This window comes from Thauera mechernichensis (genome assembly GCF_029588855.1).
Classification (GTDB): Bacteria; Pseudomonadota; Gammaproteobacteria; order Burkholderiales; family Rhodocyclaceae; genus Thauera; species Thauera mechernichensis.
Window position 1 is genome coordinate 59,957 of the sequence record NZ_JARQZE010000002.1, and the last position, 24,788, is coordinate 84,744.

A 24,788-nucleotide genomic window follows, 5' to 3' on the forward strand; every position below is an offset into this window, starting at 1 on the left:
ACGATCGATGTGGAAGGCACTGCACATTGATCCCGCCAAGTGCACCGGCTGTCTGCAATGCGAGATGGCCTGTTCGTACGAGCACACCGGGGTCATCAATCCGAGCAAGTCGCGCATCAAGGTGTTCAACTTCGAACACGAGGGCCGCAAGGTGCCCTACACCTGTACGCAGTGCACCGAAGCCTGGTGTCTGAACGCCTGTCCGGTCGATGCGATCCGCATCGACCTGGCAACCGGCGCCAAGATGGTCTTCGAGGACACCTGTGTGGGGTGCAAGGTATGCACCATCGCCTGCCCGTTCGGCACCATCAATTACAACCAGGACTCAGGCAAGGTACAGAAGTGCGACCTGTGCGAGGGCAACCCCGCCTGTGCCAGCGCCTGTCCGACCGGCGCCATCACCTATGTCGATGCCGACTGGACCGGTATCGACAAGATGCGCGCCTGGGCCGCGAAGGCCAACACCCCGGCTTCGGCCGCAGCCTGAGGAGGATGCGTCATGGGATGGAATCGCAAAGTCCTGCGCGTGAACCTCACCGCAGGGACCTGTACCGAAGAAGCGCTGAACATGCAGTGGGCCGACGAATACCTCGGCTCGCGCGGCCTCGCCACCAAGTATCTGGTGTCCGAGATCGATCCCAGGGTCGATCCGCTGTCGCCGGACAACAAGATGATCATGGCCACCGGGCCGCTCACCGGCACCATGGCCTCGACCGGAGGGCGCTACACCGTCGTCACCAAGGGCCCGCTCACGGGCGCCATCGCCTGTTCGAACTCGGGCGGCTTCTTCGGCGCCGAGATGAAGTTCGCCGGCTGGGACATGGTGATCTTCGAAGGGCGCTCTGCCAAGCCGGTGTGGCTCTACATCGAGAACGACAAGGCCGAACTGCGCGATGCTTCGGGCCTGTGGGGCAAGAGCTGTTGGGAGACCGAGGAGCAGATCAAGGAAGCGCTGCAGGATCCGCTGGTGCGCATCTCCTCGATCGGCAAGGCGGGCGAGAACCAGGTGCTTTACGCCTGTGTGGTCAATGACCTGCATCGCGCAGCCGGCCGTTCAGGCGTGGGTGCGGTGATGGGGTCGAAGAACCTCAAGGCGGTGGCCATCCGCGGCACCAAGGGGGTGGCGGGGATCAAGGATTTCGGCGCTTTCCTGAAAGCCACCAATGACGCCAAGAAGGTGCTTGCCGACAACGCGGTCACCGGCCAGGGCCTGCCCAAGTACGGCACGCAGGTGCTGATGAACGTCATCAACGAGATCGGTGCGCTGCCCACCCGCAACCACCGCGACGTGCAGTTCGAGGATGCCTCGAAGATCTCCGCCGAGGCCATGCACGAGAAGCGCGAATCGGACGGCAAGACCCACCTCGTCACCAATGCTGCATGCTTCGGCTGCACCATCGCCTGCGGTCGCATCTCGGAGATCGACAAGGGCCACTTCACGGTCAAGAACAGCCCGAAGTACTGGGGCGCCTCCGGCGGCCTCGAGTACGAAGCCGCGTGGGCGCTCGGTGCGGCCAATGGCGTTGGCGACCTCGAGGCGCTGCAGTATGCCAACCTGATCTGCAACGAGCAGGGCATGGACCCGATCTCCTTCGGCGCCACCGTGGGTGCGGCGATGGAGCTCTACGAGCTGGGCATCCTAAACGACGAGAAGATCGGCATCTCGGCGCCCTTCGGCTCGGCCGAAGCACTGGCGAAGATGGTGGAGATGACGGCGGTGGGCGAGGGCTTTGGCAGGGAGCTTGGCCTGGGCAGCAAGCGCCTGTGCGAGAAGTACGGCCGCCCCGAGCTGTCGATGAGCGTGAAGGGGCAGGAATTCCCGGCCTACGATTCGCGCGGCATCCAGGGCATGGGCCTGGCTTACGCCACCTCCAACCGTGGCGCCTGCCACCTGCGCGGCTATACGGTTGCCTCCGAAGTGCTCGGCATTCCGGTCAAGACCGACCCGCTCACGACCGACGGCAAGCCCGAGTTGGTGAAGGCCTTCCAGGACGCCACGGCGGTGTTCGATTCGGCCGGCATCTGCGTGTTCACCAGCTTCGCGTGGACCCTGGCCGACGTGCAGCCGCAGGTCGCTGCCGCCTGCGAGGGCGACTGGAGCATGGAGAAGCTGAACGAGGTGGGCGAGCGCATCTGGAACATGGAGCGCATGTTCAACAATGCCGCCGGTTTCACCGCCAAGGACGACAACCTGCCGCCGCGCCTCACGCAGGAACCGGCCAAGACCGGTCCGGCAAAGGGCCTGGTCAACGGCTTGGCGAAGATGCTGCCCGAGTACTATCAGGTGCGCGGGTGGACGCCCGAGGGCCAGCCGACCGCCGAGACGCGGGCACGCCTGGGCTTGTGATCGTGTAAGCGTACGCGGGCGCCCTCGAGGGCGCCCGTGCTTCGTTCGAGGGTTCCCAAATGAAACACCTGATTCTCGGTAATGGTCCCGCGGGGGTTGTTGCCGCCGAAGCCCTGCGCAAGGCCGCGCCCACCGACGACATCCTGATGGTCGGTCACGAGGACGCGCCCCCATACTCGCGCATGGCCATCCCCTATTTGCTCGAAGGCAACATCGACGAGGCGGGCACGTATCTGCGCAAGGGTGCGGACCACTTCGAGCGCCTGCGCATCGGCCAGCTGCGCGGGCGTGCGGTGGCGCTCAACACTGACAAGCGCACCGTGCTGTTCGACGACGGCCACTTCGAAAGCTACGACCGCCTGCTCATTGCCACCGGCTCGCACCCGGTGCGGCCGCCCATCCCCGGTGTGGACCTGCCCGAGGTGCAGACCTGCTGGACGCTGGCCGACGCCCGTGCGATCGCCGCGCTGGCCAAACCGGGCGCGCGCGTGCTGCAGCTCGGCGCTGGCTTCATCGGCTGCATCATCATGGAGGCGCTGGCCAAGCGCGGCGTGCAGCTCACCGTGGTGGAGATGGGCGACCGCATGGTGCCGCGCATGATGACACCCAAGGCCGGCGGCATGATAAAGCGCTGGGTCGAGGAGAAGGGCATCCGGGTCGTCACCTCTGCGGGCGTGCAGCGTATCGATCGCGGGGGCGACGCGGCGAGCGATGCGCCGCTCGTGGTGACGCTGTCGACGGGCGATCGCCTCGACTGCGACCTGGTCATCGTGGCCGCGGGGGTTGCGCCCAATGTCGGCTTCCTGGAGGAAACGCCGGTGCATGTCGCCAAGGGCGTGCTGGTCGATGAGCGCATGGAGACGAGCGTGCCCGGCATCTTCGCCGCGGGGGACGTGGCCGAGGCGCCGGATCTCTTCACCGGTGCGCACCTGGTCGCGGCCATCCAGCCCAATGCCGCCGACCAGGCGCGCATCGCGGCGATGAACATGGCGCGCGCAGCCGCCGCCAGGGATACAAAGCTCAACGGTGTGCTGGCGATCAACGTGCTCGACACGCTGGGCCTGATTTCCTCGTCCTTCGGGCAGTGGTGGGGCGAGAAGTCGGACGCCGGCGGCAGCGGTGTCGAGTTGGTCGATGAGGCGCGCTACCGCTACCTGAGCCTGCAGTTCAAGGACGACGTGCTGATCGGCGCCACCTCGATCGGTCTCACCCAGCATGTGGGCGCGCTGCGTGGCTTGATCCACGGTCAGGTGAAGCTCGGAGACTGGAAGGACCGTCTGCTTGCCAGCCCGCTGGCCTTCGTCGACGCCTACGTGGCGTGCAGCCAGCAGCCGATGGCGCTTGCGCGCTGAGGGGGGGCGAATGGAGACCCGGGTGACGATTCGCATTGCCTTCAAGCTGTTTGCGTCCTTGTCCGACTACCTGCCCGACGGCCACCGCGGCAACCGGCTGGAGCTCGAGGTGGACGAGGGCACAACGGTGGCTGACATGATCCACCGCTACCGCGTGCCCGAGCGCAGCGCCCACCTGGTGCTGGTCAACGGCCACTTCGTGCCGCCGGCCGAGCGTGCCCGCCGGCGCCTGGCCGAAGGTGACGAACTCGCGATCTGGCCGCCGATCGCCGGCGGCTGAACGGTGGCTTTCATCAACGGCCCGGTGCCCGAGTCCTTCGAGCGCCGGGTCACCGCGACGCCGCGTGAATTCGAGCGTGACCTGCGCCAGGCCTGGCCGCAGGTACAGGGCGGCGCCGACGCCTCGGCCTTCGGGCTGCAGGATGGGACGCAGCATCTCGCGATCGAGATCGAGCCCGCTGGCCTGCGCCGTCTCGGCCTGCTGGAGCTGCCGCAGCTGATCGTGCGTTATCGCTTCGGCGCCGGGACCGAGCCCGCGCGCCGCACCCTGCTCGAACGTCTTGATCGGGCGATGCAGAAAGGCGGCGGCTGATCGCGACACAGCGCGCCCGACCGCGCCAGCGTTCAGGCCTGTGCCGCGTTTCGGGTATGCTCCCTGCCGATGTCCGTTTTTGCCACCACCTTCTCCGATGCCCTGGCACTGCTGGCCACCTTCGATCATGCGGTGACCGAGATCGTGCTGCTTTCGCTTCAGGTGAGCGGCGGGGCGGTCGTGCTGGGCACCCTGATCGGACTGCCGCTCGGCGCCTGTATCGCGGTGGGGCGCTTCCCCGGCAAGAGTACGCTGTCCGTGCTGATCAATGGCCTGATGGGCTTGCCCTCGGTGGTGGTGGGCGTGGTGGTGTACCTGCTTTTGTCTCGCTCCGGGCCGTTCGGGAGCTTCGGCCTGCTATACACCCCGGTGGCGATGATCATTGCGCAGACCTTGCTCGTGATCCCGCTCATGGCCGCGATCGCCCGCCAGGTCGTCGAGGACGTGTGGCAGCGCTACGCCGAGGAGCTGGCACTGATGCGCTTTTCGTGGTGGGACAGTGTCACCACGCTGCTGTATGACTGTCGCCATTCGTTGGTCGTGGCGGTGCTGGCCGGGCTAGGACGGGCAATGAGCGAGGTTGGGGCAGTGATGATCGTGGGCGGCAACATCGATCGTGCTACCCGCGTCATGACCACTGCAATTGCGCTCGAGACCAGCAAGGGCGATCTGCCGCTGGCGATCGCGCTTGGCCTGATGTTGATCGTCATCATTCTCGTGCTCAACGCGCTGGCGTTCGCCTTGCGCCACTGGGCGATGCGCCGCTTCGGCTAGGCAGGGCCATGGCGATCTTTCCGCTGCGAATCTCTGGACTGCGCTTCCGACCCAACGGCAGGGAGGTGCTCGCCGGCATCGACCTGGAACTCGGCGACGAGGGCATTACCCTGGTGCTGGGCCCCAACGGCGCGGGCAAGAGCGTATTGCTGCGGGCGATCTGCGGTCTGGTCGAGGCCAGCGGTGGCAGCATGGCCTGGGGCGACGAGGGCGCACGCCGGCCGGAGCAGGGGGTGATGATGGTGTTCCAGCGCCCGATGATGTTGCGTGCTTCGGTACTGTACAACGTGGCGCTGGGTCTCAAGCCGCTCGGTCTGCGCGCCGATGAGCGGCGGCGGCGGGCACTGGCGATGCTCGAGCGCGTGGGCCTGGCCGATCGTGCCGCCGACAGTGCCCGTCACCTGTCAGGGGGCGAGCAGCAACGACTCGGGCTCGCACGCGCGTGGCTGACCAAGCCCCGGCTGCTGCTGCTCGACGAACCGACGGCCAGTCTCGATCCGTCGGCGAGCGCCGAGGTCGAGCGCATCATTCGTGAGATCCGTACCGATGGTACGCGCATCCTGATGGTGACCCACAACCTGGCCCAGGCGACCCGCCTCGGCGATGACATCGTCTTTGTGTCCGGTGGGCGTGTGTGCGAACATACTGCAGTCCGCGAGTTCTTCAGCCGCCCGCGCTCCGAAGAGGCGCGGCTGTTCATCCAGGGAGAGTTGCCATGGAAAATGCGGTTTCAAGGCGCTTGAGAAGCACGCTGCTGGCCACGGCTGCGGTGGTGCTGCTGGGGAGCTTCGGTGCGAACTGTGGTTTTGTGGTGCGTGAGGCGTCCAATGTCCAGCCGGTTTCGAGCCAGGCGCTGGCGCCCGTCGCCGAGCCTGCGGAAGAAGGCTTGTTGCCGGGGCGTGTTACCCGATGAAGGCGATCGGGCCGCGGGTGCCGGTCAGCGCGGTCGTGTTGTTCGCGCTCGCTGCAGTTGCGCTCGTTCCTGCGCTGTTGTGTTTCGCCGGCTTTGGCACGCAACTGCATCCTGCGCTGTCAGACCCGATGGCGGGCCTCGCTTTCCTGGTTACGGCAGTCGCATTGGCGGGTTCCGGCGCGTTTCCGCTCGTGCTTGCACGACTCGCCGCGCGTGACGAGAGGCCGCGCTGAGTCTGCTCGCGTGACGGTGGCCGTTTTCCATGCGTATTGCCTGAGTGTGCAGCGTGTCACGGCCTATCTTCGTTATCTGGGAAAAAGTGACACAATCAAATAATATGCGATTAATAACTTAATTGATTTGCGGCCGGTGTGCGAGGTGCCGAGAGTGGACGAGACGACAGGTAGTCTCCTGGTGGTCGACGACGAGGAGAACATTCTCGCTGCGTTGCGCCGCACGCTGAGGCGGGAGCCCTACACGGTGCTGGTCGCGAACAGTGGTGCGGAAGGCTTGAGGATTCTTGCCGAGCGGCATGTCGATGTGGTGGTTTCGGATCAGCGCATGCCCGGCATGAGCGGCACTGATTTCCTGCGCAGCGTCAAGAAGGCCTATCCGCATACCGTGCGCATGGTGCTGTCTGGGTACACCGAGTTGAAGTCGGTTACCGATGCCATCAATGAGGGCGCCATCTACAAGTTCCTCACCAAGCCATGGGACGACGACCACCTGCGGGCGAACATTGCCGAGGCCTTCCGTCACAAGGCGCTGGCTGATGAGAATCGCCGTCTCGCGCACGAACTGGCGTTGTCGAACGAACAGCTCGCGTGCGCCAACGAGAGTCTCAAGGCGCACCTGGCCGTTACCGAGCGCGAGTTGCTCATCGATGGCGCAGCCCTCGAGGTGGCGCGCGAGGTGGTTGAGGCACTGCCGCTGCCTGTCGTCGGGGTCGATATGGATCGTCTGGTCGTGTTCGCGAACGCCGAGGCTGAGCGTGTGCTTGGAGCAGGGGGGGCACTGCTCGGGATGGCGTATGACGAAGTCCTGAGCCCAGAGTTGCAATTGCTCTTGGGTGTCGGTGGGACGCAGGTCCGCAGTGTGCGGATCGGTGGTCAGGGCTTTGTTGCCAGGGCAAGCGAGATGGGGCGCGATTCGCGCTCGATCGGTCGCCTGCTCGTTCTGTTGCCGGAGACGAGCCATGCAGCGCGTTGAGACCGAAACTCTTGCCCTGGATGAGGTGCAGCCCGGCGCAGTCCTGGCGGTCCAGCTTTGCGACGCGAGTGGCATGATCCTTCTGCCGGCAGGCTGCACCCTTGATGAGACGATCCTCGAGCGCTTGCGTGTTCGTGGTGTGGAGCGGTTGCAACTGGTGGTGCCCGAGTCTGCGGCAGCACGTGGCGCGCGCGAGGCTGCGCTGCAGGAACGGCTGGAACATCTGTTCCGGGTGGCAGGTACGGGGGAGGCGGCCCGCGAACTGATGACGGTAGTCCTGGCTTTGCGCACAGGAGGGACGGATGAGCGCTGAGTCGATCTTCCCGCTCGAACTCGACGCCGTCATGGAGGCTGTGGCACGCCTGCCGCCGTTTCCTGAGGTGGCGTTGCAGTTGCTGCAGTCACTGGATGGGGCGGATGCGGATTCCGAACAGCTGGAGCGGCTGATTGCCACCGACCAGATTCTGACCGCGCGCCTGTTGCGGGTCGCGAATTCGTCCTTCTACGGGATGCAGGGGCGCATCCATTCGATCCGCGATGCGCTGGTGCTGATTGGCTACCGCGGGCTGCGCTCGCTGGCCATTGCTGCGAGCTTGTCGAGTGCCTTGCCCGGCGAGGGCGGGCAACCGGGTGGCTTCTGGCGGCAGGGCCTTGCCGCAGGTGTGGTCGCGCAGGTACTGGGCCGTGCTGCGCACCTGAACCCGGATGTGTGTTTTGCCGCCGGGCTCATGCATGGTCTGGGGCGGCTGTTGCTGGCGAGGGCATTCCCCGCGCAGTGTGCGGTGGTCGAGGATTGGCGTCGCGAGCACGACTGCATGCAGCATGAGGCTGAGCGCGCCGTGCTCGGGCTGGATCATCTGGAGGTCGGGCAACTGCTGGCCGAGCGCTGGCGATTCCCCGCCGCTCTCGTTTCGGCAATAGGAGGCCATCAGGATCCTGTGCGCATCGCCCAGGATCCCTATGCAGCGCTGGTACATGTTGCGGATGCCGTGGTGATCGCGCTCGATGTCGTGCCCGAGTGCGATGCGATGGTGCCGTGCATCGATGAGGGGGCGTGGCGGCGTTTCGTCGCATCGCCGGAGGTTTTGCTGCACCTCCTGCACGACATCGACGAGCAGATCGAGTCTGCCGTCGGGTTGTTGCAGGCGCCTTGAGCAAGGAGTACGGAATGGGCAAGCGGATCGTCCTTCACTCTTGCGCACGCGAGCGCGGCTGCGGGGTTGACAGCCGGCTGGCGCTCAATCTCCTCGATACGGTGGGCGCGCCGATGCTGGCCTACCGGGATGGGCCGGTGCTGTACGCCAACGAGGCCTGCCAGCAACTGCTGCAGCGCGACCAGGCGAGCTTGCTCGGGATGCCCTTCGATGCGCTCGTGCTCGACGGCGATCGGCAACGCTGGCAGGCGCTCGCCGCGGCCGTACTCGCCGGCGAGGCCGCACCGGCAAGACTCGAGCTGTGCTTGCTGTCCGGTGGTGGAGAGCAACGCACGGTCGAGATCGCGCCGAGCCGAATCGACATCGACGACGATCCGCTGCTCGTCTGTTTCATTTACGACCTCTCGGAGTACAAACGGAGAGAGGCACGTGAACGGTCCCTGTTCCGTCTCTTCGCGCAGATCATCGATGGCGACCCCGTGCCCACCTTCGTGCTCAATGCCCAGCATCAGGTAACGCACTGGAACAAGGCCTGCGCGGCCATCACGGGCACCGCAGCGGCCGAGATCGTGGGCACGACGCGGCAGTGGTATCCCTTTTATCGTACCGAGCGTCCGACCCTGGCCGACCTGGTGCTGAGCGGCGATCTCGAGCGTGGTTTCGAAGAGTTGTACCGCGGCAAGCTGCGCCGCTCCGAACTCATCGACGGCGCCTACGAGGCGGAAGCCTTCTTCCCGCATTTTGGCGACTCGGGGCGCTGGCTTTACTTCACGGCGGCGCCGCTGCGCAACGCCCGGGGCCAGGTGGTGGGGGCGATCGAGACCTTGCAGGACATGACGGCACGGCGCACGGCAGAGGAGGCGCTGCGTCAACAGCAGGCCGGCCTCGAGCGCCTGGTGGCGGAGCGTACCGCACAGCTCGAGTCGGCCAGCGCGCAGCTCGTGCAGTCCGAGAAGATGGCCTCGATCGGGCAGTTGGCGGCAGGTGTCGCGCATGAGATCAACAACCCCATCGGCTACGTCCATTCCAACATCGGCGCACTGGAAGGCTACATGGGCGACTTGTTCGAGATGCTCGACGCCTACGAGCAGGCGATGTCTTCCTGCCTGGCCGAGGACAAGCGCGAAGCCTTGCAGGCACTGGGGGCGAAGCTCGACGTCGAGTTCCTGAGGGAGGATATCCCCAAGCTGGTGGAGGAGTCCAAGGAGGGCATCACCCGCGTACGCAAGATCGTCCAGGACCTGAAGGACTTCTCGCATGTCGACGTGAAGCAGGAGTGGCAGTGGGCGAACATCGAGGCGGGCCTGGAGTCGACCCTCAATATCGTGAGCAACGAGATCAAGTACAAGGCTGACGTTGTCTGCGAGTTCGCCGGGCTGCCCGAGATCGAGTGCCTGCCGTCGCAGCTCAACCAGGTGTTCATGAACCTGCTGGTGAACGCAGCACATGCAATCGGCGAGGCGCGCGGCCGCATCCGTGTGGCCACCCGGGTGCTGGATGCAGGGCAGGTGTGCGTCGAGGTTGCCGACAACGGTTGCGGCATTGCGCCCGAGCTGCAGATGAAGATCTTCGATCCTTTCTTTACCACCAAGCCCGTTGGCAAGGGGACCGGGCTCGGCCTGTCCTTGTCCTATGGCATCGTCAAGAATCACAACGGTCGCATCGAGCTCGAGAGCACCCCGGGGGTGGGGACGCTGTTCCGCGTCGTCCTGCCCGTGCATCATGTCGAGACCCGGAGCGAAGCATGAGCGATGCCATCCAGGCCGCGTCGCCTGGCGCGGACGAGGTGCCGGCCTGGCGGGTGCTCTGTGTCGATGATGAAGCCAACATCCTGTCGGCGCTGCGCCGCCTGTTCAGGCCTTGCGGCTACGCGGTGACGGTGGCGGCCAGCGGCGAGGAAGGGCTGGCCATACTCGATCAGGCGCCGTTCGATCTCGTCATCTCGGACATGCGCATGCCCGGGATGTCCGGCGCCCAGTTCCTTGAAGAAGTGAGCACGCGCTGGCCGGACACCATGCGGCTACTGCTCACCGGCTACGCCGACATCGACTCGACCATCGATGCCGTCAACAAGGGGCGCATCTTTCATTACGTCAGCAAGCCCTGGGATGACAAGGCACTCCTGCTCATCGTCCGCCATGCGCTCGAACGCAAGCAGCTCGAGCGCGACAAGGCGAGGCTCGAGGCGCTGACTGCGCAGCAGAACGAAGAGCTCAAGGACGTCAATGCCAGCCTGGAACTGAAGGTGATGGAGCGTACGGTCGAGCTGCGCAAGGCCAATGAGCACATCAAGGCGAGCTTCATCACCTCGATCAAAGTGTTTACCAACCTCATCGAGTTGCGCGAGGGCGCGATTGCAGGCCATTCGCGCCGGGTGGCGGAGCTGGCACGCAAGCTGGCCAAGCGCGCAGGCATGGGTGCCGCTGCGGTGCAGGACGTGTTTCTCGCCGGGCTGCTGCACGATATCGGCAAGATTGGCCTGCCCGATACCTTGTTGTCGCGTGCAGTCGCGGAGATGTCGGGGCCGGAGTTGCTGCGCTACCGCAAGCACCCGCAGGCCGGCGAGCACGCCCTGATGGCGCTTTCCGAACTCGCGCAGGCGGCACGCCTGGTGCGAAGCCACCACGAGCGCTTTGATGGCAAAGGCTATCCCGATGGCCTGGCGGGCGAGCAGATTCCGCTCGGTGCGCGTATCGTGGCGGTTGCGAACGACTATGACGGGCTGCAGATCGGCACCCTTGCAGCGCGCAAGCGCACCGCCAGGGAGGCGCTGGAGCTGCTCGAAGCCGGCCGTGGCCGGAGTTACGATCCGGGTGTCCTCGATCTGTTCCTGGAGGTCGTCGCCGAGTCGGAGCGAAACGATCTGAAGGAGGCCGGGCTGAGCGTCGCGCGCCTGATGCCCGGGATGATACTGTCACGCGACCTGGTCACTCGACAGGGCTACCTGCTCCTGGCGACCGACTTTGTCCTGACCGCAGGGATCATCCGCCAGATCCAGGAGTATGCGAGCCAGGAGGGCCTGGAGGGGCTGGTGATTCACGTGCGCGACGAGGGGAGGATGGTATGAAGCGCATCATGCTCATCGACGACGAGCCCAACGTGTTGCTGGCGCTGCAGCGTGTGCTCGAGCGCGCTTTCAGCGGGCAGGATGTCAGTGTCGAGTCGCATGCCTCGCCATTGGCCGCGCTCGGCCGTTGCCAGTACATCCGCTACGAGGTGGTCATTTCGGACTATCGGATGCCGGGCATGGATGGTGTGACGCTGCTCAAGGCCATACGCGCACTGCAGCCCGACAGCATCCGCCTGATGTTGTCGGCAACCACGGATTTCGATGCGGCGATGGCTGCGGTCAATCAGGCCGAGGTCCATCGCTACCTCGTCAAGCCGTGGAGCCGTGACGAACTGGTCGACACCGTACGCGAAGCGCTGGAGCGCTATGACCGTCTGCTCGAGGATCGACTGCTTGCCGACGAGAAGCGCGCCGAGCGCGGCAGCATCACGTCCGAGGACAAGGAGCGCAGGAGGCTGGAGGCGGAGAGCCCCGGCATCACCAAGGTGAAGTGGGGCCCGGGAGGCGAGTTGCTGCTGGACGATGACTGAGCCGTCCGGGTGACGCGCTCACGCCTTCCAGTGCCCCGACTTGCCGCCCAGCTTTTCCATGAGCTGGATGCCTTCCATGCGCATGCCGCGATCGACGGCCTTGCACATGTCGTAGATCGTCAGCAGGCCCACATTCACCGCGGTCAGTGCCTCCATCTCGACCCCGGTGCGGCCTACCGTCTCTGCCGTGACCGTGCAGCGGATGGCGGCGTCGTGCTCGATGAGTTCGAAATCGACTGCGACGCGGGTGAGCGGGATCGGGTGGCAGAGCGGGATCAGTTCGCTGGTGCGCTTCGAGGCCTGGATAGCAGCGATGCGCGCAATGCCGATGACGTCTCCTTTCTTCGCGCTGCCCGCCTTCACCATCGCGAAAGTTTCGGGCTGCATGTGGATGCAGCCCGTGGCGACAGCGACACGACGGGTTTCCGCCTTGGCGCCGACGTCGACCATGTGAGCCTGGCCGTCGGCATCGAAATGGGTGAGCGGGGTCGGGCTGGCGGAGGACGTCGTGGTCATGGCAGTCGGAGAGCAGTGGGTAAGGGTGTAGAGCGGATCTAGAGCGCCCGCCGGTGCGCGCTCGAGTGCGCACGGTGACGGGGCTGCGCGGGCACGGATGACGAGTGGCAACAGATCGATGCACTCGGACGGGAACGCGCGCAAGGTCGCGCGTATCATAGCACCCGATGATGCGCCGACCCCTTGCCCTCCTGCTCAGCCTGGCGCTGGCCCTGCCCGCGCCGCTTCCCGTGCTCGCCTTCGATCTGCCCGACCTGGGCGATGTAGCGGCTTCCGAACTCTCGCCTGCCGCTGAAAGGCGGATTGGCGAGCAGATCATTCGTGAGATCCGCTGGCGTGATGCCGCCTACCTGGACGACCCCGAGGTCGAGGAGTACGTCAACCGGCTCGGCCATCGCCTGGCTGCGGTTGGCAACAACGCGTCGCTCGATTTCGACTTCTTTGTCGTGCGCGACCCCTCGCTGAACGCCTTTGCGCTTCCTGGCGGCTATATCGGTGTGCATACGGGATTGCTGCTTGCAGCCGAAACCGAGTCGGAGTTCGCCTCGGTGCTCGGGCACGAGATCGCGCACGTCACCCAGCGCCATATCGCCCAGATCGTCGGCAAGCAGAGCCAGTCGGCGATGCTGATGATGGCGTCGCTGCTGGTCGCAGTGCTGGCTGCGCGCAGCAATTCCGATGTCAGCCAGGCGGCGATTGCGGCCGGGCAGGCGGGGGCGATCCAGTCGCAGCTCGGCTACACGCGTGCCTTCGAGCGCGAGGCCGATCGCGTCGGTCTCGATACCCTGGATCGTGCCGGGCTGGACGTGCGCGGCATGCCGAGCTTCTTCGAGCGCTTGCAGCGTTCGACACGGATGTACGAGAACAACGCGCCGGCCTACCTGCGCACCCACCCGCTCACCACCGAGCGGATTGCCGACATGGAAAACCGGGTGGCTACGATGCCATTCCGCCAGGTGCTCGATTCGGACGACTTCCGCTATGCGCGCGCCAAGCTGCGCGCCAGTGTGGGCCAGCCGGCCGATGCGGTGCGCGATCTGGAGGATCGTGTTGCCCGCGATGGGCGCGACGATGCAGCGCTTTACGGTCTTGCGCGTGCCTTGCTGCGGGCAGGGCGCACGGCAGAGGCTGCGGACAGGCTTGGCAGCTTGCGCGCGCGTGCAGCGCCGTCGCCCTGGATCGAGACCCTCGCGGCCGAGATCAGCCTTGCACGGCGAGACCCGAGCAGCGCGATCCGCACGCTCGAGACCGCTCAGCAGCGTTTTCCGGCGAGTCGCAGCCTGGCCTACGCGCTGGCCGACGCACAGATCCGTGGCGGCCAGGCTGCGCAGGCCGTTGCTGGCGTGCGCCGGATGATCGATACCCGAAGTGCCGATCCGCGCCTGTGGCAGCTGCTCTCGCGTGCGCAAGCCGAGCTTGGCCAGCGCACCGAGCAGCACAGGGCGCAGGCCGAGGTCTATGTGTTGCGCGGCAGCCTGCCTGCGGCCATCGAGCAGCTCGAGATTGCGCGCCGTGCGGGCGATGGCGATTTCTACACGCTGTCGGCAGTGGATGCGCGCCTGCGCGAGCTGCAGCAGCGCCTGCTGGAGGAGCGGCGCGAGCGCTGATACCAAGGTGTGCGGCGGTGTCCGCCTTCCTGCGCCTGCCTCGATCCATTAGAATATTGGATTCAAGCAATTAGCCATGACAGAGGACGAGGGATGGATTTCGACAAGGAAGTGGATGCCCGTGGACTGAACTGCCCGTTGCCGATCCTGCGCGCCAAGAAGATGTTGGCCGAGATGCAGTCCGGGCAGGTGGTGCGCGTGCTTGCCACCGATCCGGGCGCGGTGAAGGACTTCCAGGCTTTTGCACGGCAGACGGGCAATGAGCTGGTTGGCCAGGGCGAGACGGCGGACAAGGCCTTCGAGTTCTTCCTCAAGCGCAAGTAAGTCTTCCCAGTACGGCGCTGGAAACTGAAGGGGCTGCCCGTGTTGCCGGGCAGCCCCTTCTTGCCGTTCAGGCCGGCCGTGCCCGGCCCTGTTCGGCTCAGCCGCCGAGCTTGGCGAGCTGCGGCTTGAGCTTGTCCACCGTGACCTTGAAGCCAGCGAGGCGGTCGCGTTCCTGCTGCACCACCGCGGCCGGGGCGCGATCGACGAAGCTGGCGTTGCCGAGCTTGCCTTCGGCCTTCGCGATCTCGCCCTCGAGGCGGGCGATCTCCTTGCCCAGGCGTTCGCGCTCGGCAGCGATGTCGATCTCCACCTTGAGCATCAAGCGGGTCGCGCCGGCCACTGCGACCGGGGCGAGCTCGTCGGCGCCGATCTCGTCGACGATCTGTACGTCCGAGAGCTTTGCCAGACCGGCGAGATAGGGGGCATACACGGCCAGCGCCGCCTTGTCGCCGGCGGCGACCAGCGGCAGGCGCTGGGCGGGCGAGATATTCATCTCACCGCGCAGGTTGCGGCATGCATAGACCATCGCCTTCAACTCGGCGACCTTGGCCTCGCAGGCCTCGTCGATCCGACTCATGTCGGCCTGCGGGTAGCGTACGCGCATGATGCTGTCGCCATCCTTGCGCCCGGCGAGCGGGGCGACCGTCTGCCACAGCTCCTCGGTGATGAAGGGAATCAGCGGGTGGGCCAGGCGCAGCACCGTCTCGAGCACGCGCAGCAAGGTACGCCGGGTGGCGCGCTGCTGGGCCGGGGTGCCGGTCTGGATCTGCACCTTGGCGAGTTCCAGGTACCAGTCGCAGTACTCGTCCCACACGAACTCATAGACCGCACGCGCGACGAGGTCGAAGCGGTAAGCCTCGAACTGGGTTGCGACTTCGGCCTCGGTGCGCTGCAGGCGCGACACGACCCAGCGGTCGGCGAAGGAGAAGTCGAGCACCTCGGTGGAGCAGGCGACCTTGTCGCCGATGCCGCAGTCCTGGCCCTCGCAGTTCATCAGCACGAAGCGGGTGGCGTTCCACAGCTTGTTGCAGAAGTTGCGGTAGCCCTCGCAGCGCGCGAGGTCGAACTTGATGTCGCGGCCCGGGCTGGCCAGGCTGGCGAAGGTGAAGCGCAGCGCGTCGGTGCCGAAGGCGGGGATGCCCTCGGGGAATTCCTTGCGTGTCTTCTTCTCGATGCTCTGCGCCTGCTTGGGGTTCATCAGGCCGTAGGTGCGCTTGCCGACCAGTTCGTCGAGGGCAATGCCGTCGATGAGGTCGATCGGGTCGAGCACGTTGCCCTTGGACTTGCTCATCTTCTGGCCTTCCGCGTCGCGGATGAGGCCGTGCACGTAGACGTGCCTGAACGGGATCTTGCCGGTGATGTGCTTGGTCATCATGACCATGCGCGCCACCCAGAAGAAGATGATGTCGAAGCCGGTGACGAGCACGGTCGAGGGCAGGTAGAGGTCGAGCGCGTCGTTGCTCTTGCCCGGCCACTCCGGGGTCCAGTCCAGCGTTGAGAACGGCCACAGCGCGGACGAGTACCAGGTGTCGAGCACGTCGTCTTCCTGGCGCAGGTGGCCGGCGTCGTGGCGGGCATGCAGCACGGCCAGGCGTTCGGCGATGGCCGGGTAGTCGGCGGCGGTCTGGCCCTGGCTCTGGCGCGCCTGAACCTCGGCGGTGAGCGCGTCGATCTCGGCCTGCAGGTCGGCCTTCCAGGCGTGGATGGCCTCTTCTTCGCAGCTGGCGACGTAGATCTTGCCTTCCTCGTCGTACCACGCCGGGATGCGGTGACCCCACCACAGCTGGCGCGAGATGCACCAGTCCTGGATGTTGTTGAGCCACTGGTTGTAGGTGTTGACCCAGTTCTCGGGGTAGAACTTGATCTCGCCGGAGGCGACGACCTCGAGCGCCTTCTGCGTGATCGACTTGCCATCCGCGCCCGGCTTGGACATGGCCACGAACCACTGGTCGGTGAGCATGGGTTCGATGACGACGCTGGTGCGGTCGCCGCGCGGCACCTGCATCTTGTGCGCCTTGACCTCGATCAGCAGGCCGAGCTGTTCCAGTTCTGTGACCGCCGCATCGCGCGCCGGCACGCGATCCAGGCCGGCGACCGTGGCCGGCATGGCCACGCCGTCCAGAGTGATGCCGTCGCTGGTGTAGCGTTCGGCGACTGCGGGCACGCTGCCGTCGAGCTTGAGCACGACGATCATGTCGAGCTTGTGGCGCTGGCCGACCGCGTAGTCGTTGAAGTCGTGCGCCGGGGTGACCTTGACGCAGCCGGTGCCGAACTCGCGGTCGACGTAGTCGTCGGCGATGATCGGGATGTGGCGGCCGGTGAGCGGCAGCGCGACCGTCTTGCCGATGAGGTGGGCATAGCGCTCATCCTCGGGATGCACCATCACCGCGACGTCGCCGAGCAGGGTCTCGGGGCGGGTGGTGGCGACGGTCAGGCCGCGCAACTCACCGATCGGGCCATCGGTGAAGGGGTAGAGGATGTGATAGAGCTTGCCGTCCTCTTCCTCGGACACCACTTCGAGGTCGGACACCGCAGTGCCGAGCTTGGGGTCCCAGTTCACCAGGCGCTTGCCGCGGTAGATCAGGCCCTCGTTGTAGAGGCGCACGAAGGTCTCGGTGACCGTCTTCGACAGGCCTTCGTCCATGGTGAAGCGTTCGCGCTTCCAGTCCGGGCTGGTGCCGAGGCGGCGCATCTGGCGGGTGATGGTGCCGCCGGAGTATTCCTTCCACTCCCACACCTTTTCCAGGAACTTCTCGCGGCCAAGGTCGTGGCGCGAGATGCCCTGGGCGTCGAGCTGGCGCTCGACGACGATCTGGGTGGCGATGCCGGCGTGGTCGGTGCCCGGCTGCCACAGCGTGTTGTCGCCGCGCATGCGGTGGTAGCGCGTCAGCGCGTCCATGATCGTCTGGTTGAAGCCGTGCCCCATGTGCAGCGTGCCGGTGACGTTGGGCGGCGGCAGCAGGATGCAGAAGGCGTTGGGGTTCGACTTGTCGAGTCCGGCGTCGAAATAGCCGCGGGATTCCCATTCCGGGTACCAGCGACGTTCGATGTCGGCGGGCTCGAAGCTCTTGGCCAGTTCCATGGTGTTCTACGCGCTTGAAGGCAAAGCGCGGATTATAGCGGATGCGCGGCTGCCGCCCGGCCTGTTGGCGTGACGCGGCCGGGGCGCGTGCCTGCGCCGCTATCGTTGCGTCGGCAGCGCCTCAGGTGCGTGAGGGCGGTTTGACGGCCTGGGGCGCGCCGGCGTCGTCGAGCAGGCGGCCGACGCGGGCGGAGAGCTCGGGCAGAAGCGTGGCGCGCAGGTGCGCCTGCATCTCGGCCTGCAGGCGGCTGGCCAGGCCATCGAGCTCGCGGGAGAGGATCTGAGGCATCTCGGTGGAAACCCAGAGGCCGATCTCGCGCGCGATCTCGGTGTCGAGTTCGACCAGCTTTTCCGCCAGCCGGGATGACAGCGCCGCCTGCAGCGCTGCACTGTGGTCGGCGCCGGCACTGGTAGGCGCCTGCACCGAGGAAGCGTGGGCCTTCGGAGGGGGTGTCGGCGGGCGCTCGAAGCCGGTTGCATGGGGTGCCGACGTCGCGGGCCAGTCTGGCGGCAGCGCAAAATCCTCGACGACCTCGGTGAGGATGGGCAGGTCGTCCTCGTCCAGCTCAGGGGTTGGATACCAGTCCATGCCGCCGGCGTCGTCCTTTGCCTGGTGGCGCTTGAGCAGGGCGTCGGCCTGGTTGAGCAGATCGTCGGCACGCTCGAGCTCGTCTTCAGGGGAAAGTCCCTGCCAATCCTGGTTCACAAGGGCGCCCTCATTACCGAGTCGAAAGCCTTCAACTCCAGGCCGCGCTGCCGGTAGTGGCCCCAGCGCGCGCGCGCGGGTGCCTTGTCGGCCTCCGTCTGGCCGACGATTTCGATCAGCAGGCGGAAGTGCTCGAAGCCGGGGGGGATGTCGTCGGCCAGGTTGAGCAGCATGTCGGTGTGCGGCCAGGGGGTAGCGGTACCAGCCTCCGCCAGCACGATGGGGGTTTCGCCAGCGAGTGGCGAGTCGACCGCGACATGGGGCGTGAAGGACTGAGGTTCCCGGGTCCACAGCAACTGGTCGAAGCGCTTGAGCATCGTGCCATCGGGAAAACGCACCGCTGCCTTGCGCCCGCGCTCGAGCGCCCGCCCGACCAGCTCGCCTACGAGGGCGAGGCGGTCGGGGGTGTTGTGGTAGAAGTGGATGCGCGTGCCCATGCCGGCTGTGGCCTGGCGGCTGCTCAGCGCGCTGCTGCCTGAGCGCGGCCGATCAGGAAGCTGGACAGCAGCGGTACCGGGCGGCCGGTTGCGCCCTTGGCCTCGCCCGACACCCAGGCGGTGCCGGCGATGTCCAGATGCGCCCACTTGTACGCCTTGGTGAAGCGCGCGAGGAAGCAGGCTGCGGTAATGGTGCCGGCGTAGCGGCCGCCAATGTTGCCCATGTCCGCAAAGTTGCTCTTGAGCAGCTCCTGGTACTCGTCCCACAGTGGCAGCTGCCAGGCACGATCGCCAGACTCCGTGCCGCGCTTGAGGAGTTCGGCGGCAAGGTCGTCGTCGTTGGCCAGCAGGCCGCTGGGGATCTTGCCCAGCGCGACCACGCAGGCGCCGGTGAGGGTGGCGATGTCGATCACGCACTCGGGCTTGAAGCGCTCGGCGTAGGTCAGCGCGTCGCACAGGATGAGGCGTCCTTCGGCGTCGGTGTTGAGTACCTCGATGGTCTGGCCCGACATCGAGGTGACGACGTCGCCCGGCTTGGTCGCTCCGCCGCCGGGCATGTTTTCGGTGGTGGGGATGAGGCCGACGAGATTGATCGGCAGACCCATCTGCGCAACTGCCTTGAAGGTGCCGATCACGCTGGCCGCGCCGCACATGTCGTACTTCATCTCGTCCATCTCGGCTGCGGGCTTGAGCGAGATGCCGCCGGTGTCGAAGGTGATGCCTTTGCCGACCAGTACGATCGGCTTGGCCTTCGCCTTGCCGCCCTTGTATTCCATGACGATGAACTTGGGCGGCTGGTGCGAGCCGCGGGCCACCGACAGGAAGGAGCCCATGCCGAGCTTCTCCATGTCGGCCCGTTCGAGCACCTCGACGCCGAACTTGTACTGCTTGCCGAGCGCCTGGGCCGTTTCGGCGAGGTGGGTGGGGGTGCAGATGTTGCCGGGGAGGTTGCCGAGGTCCTTGGCTAGCGCCATGCCGGTGGCGATTGCCTGCCCTTGCAGTACGGCAGTGTCCAGTTCGGCCGAAAGCTCGCTGCTGACGAGCAGGGTAAGCTTGCGCGCACCGCGCTCCTTGCGCGTCTTCTTGCCCTGGTCGGATTTGAGCGCATCGAAGCGGTAGGCGCCGTCGGCGACGATGCGGGCCGCCTGCTGCAACCGCCACGACAGGCTGCGGCCCTCGAGCTCGATGTCGGCCAGCGCCAGCACGGCATCCTTGGCTGCGCTGCTGCTGATGACCTTGGCCGCTGCGCCGAGGGCGTCGCGGTAGGCCTTGTCGCCGAAGTCCTCGGCCTTGCCGAGGCTGACCAGCAGCACGCGCTCGGCTTGGGTGCCCGCGAGGTCGGGGATGAGCAGGGTCGAGCCGGCCTTGTCGTCGAGATCGCCACGCTTGATCAGCGCCGCGATGCGGCCTTCGGTCGCACCATCCACGGCCGCCGTGAGTGCGCTCAGCTTGCCGCCAGCGAAGGCGCCCAGCACCAGGAGGCCGGTCTTGAGCTTCGCCGGGCTGCCGGTCTTTATGGTAAATTCCATCCGCTTTTTCCTTTGATGAACGCTTGCTTCGAATCGTCGCCGATTATGGCCCGTACCCGAGCAGGGCGTCAAAACCGCCTCCCCGCCACCGCCGTCGTGGCCGCCCCAGCGGCGGTTCCGTCAACGCTGGCGAGATCCAGACCACAACGCTGTCTTGCAACTCGGTTCCTGACCTTCGCCCGATGATCTTCCGGCGCGCCCTGCAACGGGAATTCGCCCAAACGGCAGCCGCGGTGTTCGTGGCGCTGTTCGCGATCCTGATCTCCACCGTCCTCATCCGCTTGCTCGGGCAGGCGGCAGGCGGCCGTGTTCCGGCCGACGCGGTCATGGCATTGATCGGCTTCGGTGCGCTCGCACAGTTGCCGACAGTGCTGACGCTGACCTTGTTCATCGCCATCCTGGTGTCGTTGTCGCGCAGCTACCGCGATTCCGAGATGGTGGTCTGGTTCGCGGCTGGCGTGCCGCTCACGGCCTGGATCCGGCCGGTGCTGATGTTCGCGCTGCCGATGGTGATCGTGATCGGGGCGGGGGCGCTGTACCTGACGCCCTGGTCGCAGCTCAAGAGCGCCGAGTATCGCCAGTTGCTGGAGAGTCGCGACGACACCCACCGGGTCGCTCCCGGCGTGTTTCGCGAGTCGTCGAGCGCTCAGCGCGTGTTCTTCGTCGAGGTGGGGGCAGGCGAGGATGGTCGCGTGCGCAATGTGTTCGTCAGCGAGCAGGCGCGCGATGGCGGGCTTGTCGTCATCGTATCGGCCGAGGGTTTCCTGCGCAGCGACGAGGAGGGGCGTCGCTATGTCGTGCTCGAGAAGGGCAGGCGCTACGACGGTCGGCCCGGCACACCCCAGTACAGGGTGATGGAGTTCGAGCGCTACGAGGTCCTGGTCGAGCAACGCCAGATGGCGGGGCAGCCGTCGCGTACGCGCGCCTTGCCAACGGCAGTGCTGCTTGCCCTCGACAGCTCGAGCGCCCTGGGTGAGTTGCTGGCGCGTTTCAGCGCGCCGCTCACCGCGCTGCTGCTTGCCTTGATGGCGATTCCGCTGTCCTTCGTCAATCCGCGGGCCGGTCGTGCCAACAACATGCTGGTGGCCCTGCTCGTGTACCTTCTCTACAGCAACGCCATCTCCGTATTCCAGTCCTGGGTCGCGCAGGGTCGAATCGGCTTTACGCTCGGGCTCGTGCTGCCGCACCTGGTTGTGGCCGGTGTGCTCGGGTTGTTGTTCTACAAGCGGCTGGCAATCTCACCGTTCTGGCGGAGGCGGTCATGAGCGGCGTGCTGCTGCGCTATCTGGCGCGCGAGATCCTGTCGGCAACGGCACTTGTCCTGCTCGCCTTTGTCGGCCTGTTCGCCTTCTTCGACTTCATCAACGAGCTCGAGGATGTGGGCAAGGGGGGCTACACGCTCTACCAGGCCTTCGTCTATGTGCTGCTGAGCCTGCCCGCGCTGGTCTACGAGTTGATGCCGATCGCGGTGCTGATCGGTAGCCTGTATGCGCTCGCAACCCTGGCGCGGCACTCCGAAATCACGGTGATGCGTGCCTCGGGCATGTCCAATCTGGTGCTGATGCGTACGCTGGGCCTGATTGGCGGGGTGTTCGTTGCGTTCACCTTCCTCGTCGGCGAGTATCTCGCGCCGCCCGCTGCGACCGCGGCGCAGGAGTGGAAGCTCAACGCAACCAATGCCACCGTGTCGCAGCAGTTGCGCTCCGGGCTGTGGGTCAAGGATGGGCGCCTGGTGATCAACGTGCGCACGCTGATGCCCGATCGCAGCATGCGCAATGCCCGGGTCTACACCTTCAACGACAACTACGAGCTGGTATCGATTGCCGAGGCCAAGCGCGGCGTGTATGACGGTTCAGGCGAATGGAAACTGCTCGAGGTGTCACGCACCCGCTTCCTGGGCGATCGTACCGAGGTCGAGGTGCTGCCCGAGATCGGCTGGCGATCGGATCTGACGCCGGAGGTGCTCGGCGTACTGATGGTGTCGCCGGAGCACATGCCCTTCGACAAGCTGTGGGCCTACATCAGCCACCTGCGTGACAACAACCAGAGTGCCGATCGTTTCGAGATCGCGCTGTGGAAGAAGGTGGTGTATCCGTTCGCGGTGCTGGTGATGATGGCACTGGCGATGCCCTTCGGCTTCATTCACGATCGCATGGGCGGCGCGAGTGCGCGCATCTTCGTCGGCGTGATGCTCGGCGTTGCCTTCCATCTGCTCAACGGCCTGTTCTCGAATCTTGGCATGATCAACGCTTGGCCGCCCCTGCTTGCGGCGCTTACGCCCAGCCTGATCTTCCTGGCTGCGGCAGGCTACATGCTGCATCGCGTCGAGCGGCGCTGAGCGAGGATTTGCGTCGCGGACTGGGCGTCGGGCTGCAGGAGATGATGGCGTGCGCGAAAACGGGATGCGCAAAAACAAAAAACGGGCCGAAGCCCGTTTTTTGTTGTCTTGCCGGATAGCCGGCAATCAGCCTTGCTGCTGGGCAGCGCGCCGTGCAGCGACCGCCTTGTAGTCCAGCTTTTCCTTGATACGAGCCGACTTGCCCGAACGCTGGCGCAGGTAGTAGAGCTTGGCACGGCGGACGTCGCCGCGGCGCTTCACTTCAACGCCGGCGACCAGCGGCGAGTAGGTCTGGAACGTACGCTCGACGCCTTCGCCCGAGGAGATCTTGCGGACGATGAAGGACGAGTTCAGGCCACGGTTGCGCTTGGCGATGACGACGCCTTCATAGGCCTGCAGACGCTCGCGGTTACCTTCCTTGACCTTCACCTGGACGATCACGGTGTCGCCGGGACCGAACTCGGGGATGGTCTTGCCTTCGGAAACGCGGGCGATCTCTTCTTGTTCGAGTTGCTGAAGCAGGTTCATTGGACTAACTCCATCTATGTTATCGGCCTCTGCCTTGTTGCATCGGCCTGGCAGCAGAGCAGGTCGAAACCTGATGCCTGCCGTTTGTGATCGGGCTTTCAGACGCCCTGCGCATGCAGGTCGCCTTCTGCCCCGGCTTGCTCCTGCCTGAACTCGTCAAGCAGTTTCAATTCGGTCTTGCTCAGTGGCCGCGCAGCCAGCAATTCGGGCCGGCGCAGCCAGGTGCGGCCCAGGGACTGCTTCAGCCGCCAGCGGCGGATCGCCGCATGGTTGCCCGACAGCAGCACGTCGGGCACGCGTTCGTTCTCGTACAGCTCTGGCCGCGTGTAATGCGGACAGTCCAGCAGGCCGTCGGCGAAGGAGTCCTCCTGTGCCGATCCGGCGGTATTCAGTGCGCCGGGCAACTGGCGCACGATTGCATCGAGCAGCACCATCGCCGGCAGTTCCCCACCCGACAGCACGAAGTCGCCGAGCGAGAGTTCTTCGTCGACCTCGCGATCGATCAGGCGCTGGTCAACGCCTTCGTAGCGACCGCACAGCAACACCAGGCCCGCCTCTGCCGCCAACTCCATCACTACCGCCTGGTCCAGCCGGCGCCCCTGAGGCGACAGGTAGATCACCCGGGCCTGCTTGCCCGTGGCTGCGTGCTGTGCCGCGCGCGCAGCGGCGATCGACTGTGCCAGCGGCTCGGCAAGCATCACCATGCCCGGCCCGCCACCGTAGGGACGGTCATCGACCGTGCGGTGCGGGTCGTGGGTGTAGTCGCGCGGGTTGTGGAACCCGAGTTCGTACAGCCCCTTGTCCTTCGCTCGCCGCGTGATGCCGCTTGCCGTGAGGGCAGAGAACATCTCGGGGAAGAGCGTGATCACGTCGTAGCGACGCTGGCCACCTTCTATGCCGGCAGACCGCCCCGCATCCTCCTGGCTGACGTCTACCAATCTTTCTCCCAGCTCACCCGGATATGCCGGGCGGCGAGGTCAACGTCGAGCACGTAGGCGGCGACGAAGGGAATCAGCCGTTCGACGGCATCTTCGCCCGCGCCTTCGCGCACCTGCAACACGTCGTGGGCACCGGTCGACAACAGTCCACTGACGACGCCAAGGGCCTCGCCTGCCTCGTTATCGACCGTGAGCCCGACAAGGTCGCCCCAGTAGTACTCGCCGTCTTCGGTTGCGGGCAGGGCTTCGCGTGGAGCGGCAATGTAGAAGCCGTTGATCGCCTCGGCCGCGTTACGGTCGGGGACTTCGGCCAGCGTGGCAACCAGTCCCTTGCCGTGCGTGCGGCAGGCGCTCAGCGTGTATTGCATCCACTGCGCTGCAGGCGCATTGTCGTCACGACTCAACCACCAGTGCGACATCTTGCGCCAGGCAGCGGGGTCGTCGCCGAAGGGATGGATCTTGATCCAGCCCTGAACGCCAAAAGGGGCGACGATGCGCCCCAGTACGATCATGCCGTATTCCGCCGTAGCAGACTGGCGCTGATCAGGCTGCGGCCTTGGCGGCCTGCTTGACCAGACGGGCGACCGTCGGCGACAACTGGGCGCCGTTCTGCTCCCAGTAGGCCAGGCGCTCGGTGTTGACCACGAGGCCCTTTTCGGCGCCCGAGGCGATCGGATTGTAGTAGCCAACGCGCTCGATGAAGCGACCGTCGCGGCGGTTGCGCGAATCGGCAACAACCATGTTGAAGAACGGGCGCTTTTTGGCGCCACCACGGGCAAGGCGAATGACGACCATCTGATTTTCCTGATCGGTAGATGCGAAAAACGTCGGATTATATGGGA

28 protein-coding genes are annotated in these 24,788 nt (G+C 65.8%); 19 read left to right on the plus strand and 9 right to left on the minus strand.

Annotation, left to right across the window (positions count from 1 at the left end; translation table 11 throughout):
* Positions 1-7 precede the first annotated feature (7 nt).
* From P7F68_RS03120 to P7F68_RS03190, 15 genes are all read left to right on the plus strand, one after another.
* On the plus strand, positions 8-487 hold the full coding sequence (locus P7F68_RS03120) for a 4Fe-4S dicluster domain-containing protein (RefSeq protein WP_002935931.1): 480 nt from the start codon (positions 8-10) through the stop codon (positions 485-487).
* Between the two features lie 12 nt (positions 488-499).
* Positions 500-2,347 carry an aldehyde ferredoxin oxidoreductase family protein gene (locus tag P7F68_RS03125; protein WP_277830656.1) on the plus strand — a complete coding sequence of 616 codons (1,848 nt, stop codon included), beginning with the start codon at positions 500-502 and terminating at the stop codon, positions 2,345-2,347.
* 59 nt (positions 2,348-2,406) lie between these two features.
* Positions 2,407-3,699 (plus strand): NAD(P)/FAD-dependent oxidoreductase, encoded by a 1,293-nt coding sequence (locus P7F68_RS03130; protein WP_277830657.1) that lies wholly within the window; start codon positions 2,407-2,409, stop codon positions 3,697-3,699.
* Positions 3,700-3,709: 10 nt separating this feature from the next.
* Complete coding sequence (thiS, locus tag P7F68_RS03135; RefSeq protein ID WP_270069557.1) at positions 3,710-3,979, plus strand: sulfur carrier protein ThiS; 270 nt, start codon at positions 3,710-3,712, stop codon at positions 3,977-3,979.
* A gap of 3 nt (positions 3,980-3,982) precedes the next feature.
* Complete coding sequence (locus P7F68_RS03140) at positions 3,983-4,291, plus strand: hypothetical protein (protein WP_277830664.1); 309 nt, start codon at positions 3,983-3,985, stop codon at positions 4,289-4,291.
* Between the two features lie 69 nt (positions 4,292-4,360).
* Positions 4,361-5,065 carry an ABC transporter permease gene (locus P7F68_RS03145; protein WP_270069558.1) on the plus strand — a complete coding sequence of 235 codons (705 nt, stop codon included), beginning with the start codon at positions 4,361-4,363 and terminating at the stop codon, positions 5,063-5,065.
* An 8-nt stretch (positions 5,066-5,073) separates the two neighbouring features.
* A complete protein-coding gene (locus P7F68_RS03150; protein WP_002923569.1) occupies positions 5,074-5,808 on the plus strand; it encodes an ABC transporter ATP-binding protein in 735 nt (244 codons plus the stop codon).
* Positions 5,781-5,978 carry a hypothetical protein gene (locus P7F68_RS03155; RefSeq protein ID WP_157384616.1) on the plus strand — a complete coding sequence of 66 codons (198 nt, stop codon included), beginning with the start codon at positions 5,781-5,783 and terminating at the stop codon, positions 5,976-5,978. Before P7F68_RS03150 ends, P7F68_RS03155 begins: the two co-directional genes overlap by 28 nt.
* Entirely contained in the window at positions 5,975-6,211 is a 237-nt protein-coding gene (locus P7F68_RS03160; protein ID WP_002935914.1) for a hypothetical protein, read from the plus strand. The genes P7F68_RS03155 and P7F68_RS03160 overlap by 4 nt, the downstream gene beginning before the upstream one ends.
* 154 nt (positions 6,212-6,365) lie before the next feature.
* Entirely contained in the window at positions 6,366-7,187 is an 822-nt protein-coding gene (locus tag P7F68_RS03165) for a response regulator (protein ID WP_277830671.1), read from the plus strand.
* A complete protein-coding gene (locus P7F68_RS03170; protein WP_277830673.1) occupies positions 7,174-7,500 on the plus strand; it encodes a hypothetical protein in 327 nt (108 codons plus the stop codon). The genes P7F68_RS03165 and P7F68_RS03170 overlap by 14 nt, the downstream gene beginning before the upstream one ends.
* The gene (locus tag P7F68_RS03175) at positions 7,490-8,341 is read left to right on the plus strand and encodes an HDOD domain-containing protein (RefSeq protein ID WP_277830675.1); all 852 of its coding nucleotides are present in this window, start codon (positions 7,490-7,492) and stop codon (positions 8,339-8,341) included. Before P7F68_RS03170 ends, P7F68_RS03175 begins: the two co-directional genes overlap by 11 nt.
* Positions 8,342-8,355: 14 nt before the next feature.
* A complete protein-coding gene (locus tag P7F68_RS03180) occupies positions 8,356-10,089 on the plus strand; it encodes an ATP-binding protein (RefSeq protein ID WP_277830677.1) in 1,734 nt (577 codons plus the stop codon).
* The gene (gene nosR, locus P7F68_RS03185) at positions 10,086-11,408 is read left to right on the plus strand and encodes a response regulator c-di-GMP phosphodiesterase, NosR family (RefSeq protein ID WP_277830679.1); all 1,323 of its coding nucleotides are present in this window, start codon (positions 10,086-10,088) and stop codon (positions 11,406-11,408) included. Before P7F68_RS03180 ends, nosR begins: the two co-directional genes overlap by 4 nt.
* Positions 11,405-11,941, plus strand: a complete 537-nt coding sequence (locus P7F68_RS03190) for a response regulator (protein ID WP_002935901.1) — start codon at positions 11,405-11,407, stop codon at positions 11,939-11,941. Before nosR ends, P7F68_RS03190 begins: the two co-directional genes overlap by 4 nt.
* Positions 11,942-11,959: 18 nt before the next feature.
* Here P7F68_RS03190 and moaC read toward each other — a convergent pair whose 3' ends face one another.
* Positions 11,960-12,457 carry a cyclic pyranopterin monophosphate synthase MoaC gene (gene moaC, locus P7F68_RS03195; RefSeq protein WP_002923592.1) on the minus strand — a complete coding sequence of 166 codons (498 nt, stop codon included), beginning with the start codon at positions 12,455-12,457 and terminating at the stop codon, positions 11,960-11,962.
* A 167-nt stretch (positions 12,458-12,624) separates the two neighbouring features.
* On the opposite strand from moaC, the gene P7F68_RS03200 reads away from it, so the two are divergent.
* Positions 12,625-14,064 (plus strand): M48 family metalloprotease, encoded by a 1,440-nt coding sequence (locus P7F68_RS03200; RefSeq protein ID WP_277830682.1) that lies wholly within the window; start codon positions 12,625-12,627, stop codon positions 14,062-14,064.
* Positions 14,065-14,157: 93 nt separating this feature from the next.
* Positions 14,158-14,388 (plus strand): sulfurtransferase TusA family protein, encoded by a 231-nt coding sequence (locus tag P7F68_RS03205; protein ID WP_002923597.1) that lies wholly within the window; start codon positions 14,158-14,160, stop codon positions 14,386-14,388.
* Between the two features lie 97 nt (positions 14,389-14,485).
* Here P7F68_RS03205 and P7F68_RS03210 read toward each other — a convergent pair whose 3' ends face one another.
* From P7F68_RS03210 to P7F68_RS03225, 4 genes are all read right to left on the minus strand, one after another.
* Positions 14,486-17,470, minus strand: coding sequence for a valine--tRNA ligase (locus tag P7F68_RS03210; protein WP_277830686.1), 2,985 nt, complete (start codon positions 17,468-17,470; stop codon positions 14,486-14,488).
* 121 nt (positions 17,471-17,591) lie between these two features.
* A complete protein-coding gene (locus tag P7F68_RS03215) occupies positions 17,592-18,176 on the minus strand; it encodes a hypothetical protein (RefSeq protein ID WP_002935894.1) in 585 nt (194 codons plus the stop codon).
* Complete coding sequence (locus P7F68_RS03220; protein ID WP_002935891.1) at positions 18,173-18,613, minus strand: DNA polymerase III subunit chi; 441 nt, start codon at positions 18,611-18,613, stop codon at positions 18,173-18,175. Before P7F68_RS03220 ends, P7F68_RS03215 begins: the two co-directional genes overlap by 4 nt.
* 23 nt (positions 18,614-18,636) lie before the next feature.
* Entirely contained in the window at positions 18,637-20,142 is a 1,506-nt protein-coding gene (locus tag P7F68_RS03225; protein WP_277830691.1) for a leucyl aminopeptidase, read from the minus strand.
* Between the two features lie 182 nt (positions 20,143-20,324).
* On the opposite strand from P7F68_RS03225, the gene lptF reads away from it, so the two are divergent.
* Entirely contained in the window at positions 20,325-21,407 is a 1,083-nt protein-coding gene (gene lptF / locus P7F68_RS03230; RefSeq protein ID WP_002923610.1) for an LPS export ABC transporter permease LptF, read from the plus strand.
* Positions 21,404-22,480, plus strand: a complete 1,077-nt coding sequence (gene lptG / locus P7F68_RS03235; RefSeq protein WP_002923616.1) for an LPS export ABC transporter permease LptG — start codon at positions 21,404-21,406, stop codon at positions 22,478-22,480. The genes lptF and lptG overlap by 4 nt, the downstream gene beginning before the upstream one ends.
* A 126-nt stretch (positions 22,481-22,606) precedes the next feature.
* On the opposite strand, the gene rplS is transcribed toward lptG, so the two are convergent.
* The 4 genes from rplS to rpsP form a co-directional block, all read right to left on the minus strand.
* Positions 22,607-23,008 (minus strand): 50S ribosomal protein L19, encoded by a 402-nt coding sequence (gene rplS, locus P7F68_RS03240; protein WP_002923618.1) that lies wholly within the window; start codon positions 23,006-23,008, stop codon positions 22,607-22,609.
* A 98-nt stretch (positions 23,009-23,106) separates the two neighbouring features.
* Positions 23,107-23,946: a tRNA (guanosine(37)-N1)-methyltransferase TrmD gene (gene trmD, locus P7F68_RS03245; RefSeq protein WP_002935879.1), complete on the minus strand. Its 840-nt coding sequence runs from the start codon at positions 23,944-23,946 to the stop codon at positions 23,107-23,109.
* Positions 23,940-24,458 carry a ribosome maturation factor RimM gene (gene rimM / locus P7F68_RS03250; RefSeq protein ID WP_277830695.1) on the minus strand — a complete coding sequence of 173 codons (519 nt, stop codon included), beginning with the start codon at positions 24,456-24,458 and terminating at the stop codon, positions 23,940-23,942. Before rimM ends, trmD begins: the two co-directional genes overlap by 7 nt.
* Positions 24,459-24,489: 31 nt before the next feature.
* Entirely contained in the window at positions 24,490-24,741 is a 252-nt protein-coding gene (rpsP, locus tag P7F68_RS03255) for a 30S ribosomal protein S16 (RefSeq protein WP_002923624.1), read from the minus strand.
* Positions 24,742-24,788: the final 47 nt, after the last annotated feature.